The organism is Vibrio sp. 811 (genome assembly GCF_033339195.1).
In genome coordinates, this window is the sequence record NZ_JAWOUB010000285.1 from 1 (window position 1) to 790 (window position 790).

A 790-nucleotide genomic window follows, 5' to 3' on the forward strand; every position below is an offset into this window, starting at 1 on the left:
GACTGGAGTTCAGAAATCAAGTGTTCTTGAATTAAAGAAACAATGCGCAATGGATCGTCATTATCAATACCTAGCTCTCTTGCCACGGCAAACTGCAATTGCTCTCCGTTGAGCACAGGATTGGGTAGATAGACCAATTCCACTTGCGATTCGATCTGTTCAATCAGCTTGCGACAAACCATGGTTTTGCCCGTACCAACTTCACCTGTCACCTTAATCACGCCTTCTCCCATCTGCACGGCGGCTAAGATGGTTTGAATCGCCTCATAGTGAGGCACTAACCCCAAAAACATTTCCGTATTTGGGGACAGTGAGAAAGGTTGAACTCGAAATCCAAAATGCGACAAGTACATAACGAATCACAAACTCTTTGAAAAGCTAACGTTTCTTCTGCGCTTATTGCGCATCAGGGAACCACTCTTGCAGCAAATCACGCGAGCGCTCTAGCTCTTTTTGCCAAGAGTTCACGCCAACAACGGTCGGTTTAAGCAGAATAACTAGCTCGGTTTTTTGCGTCACATTCGAAGTGTTGCGGAACAAGTGACCCAGAGCTGGCACGTCGCCAAGGAATGGGACTTTTGACACTTGCTCGACATTTTGTTGCTTCATCAAGCCGCCGATAACCACAACATCGCCATCTTTCGCACGAATGACCGAATCAGATTCTCGAATCGAGCTTTTTGCCAAAGGCAATTGAATGTTTTGAAAATCACCACCAAGATTTAACTGCTTCACTTCTTCTGTGACTTCAATGACCGCTGGATGCACATGCAAGAACACGTTGCCCTTG

The 790-nt window shown here is 45.9% G+C and carries 1 protein-coding gene and 1 pseudogene; both read right to left on the reverse strand.

The window, feature by feature from the left end:
• Window positions 1–353, reverse strand: a 353-nt coding sequence (locus R7Q46_RS26375) for an ExeA family protein (protein ID WP_318078110.1), incomplete at its 3' end; no start/stop codon positions are given.
• A 43-nt stretch (window positions 354–396) separates the two neighbouring features.
• Window positions 397–790, reverse strand: a pseudogene (locus R7Q46_RS26380) (pilus (MSHA type) biogenesis protein MshL); the annotation flags it as partial.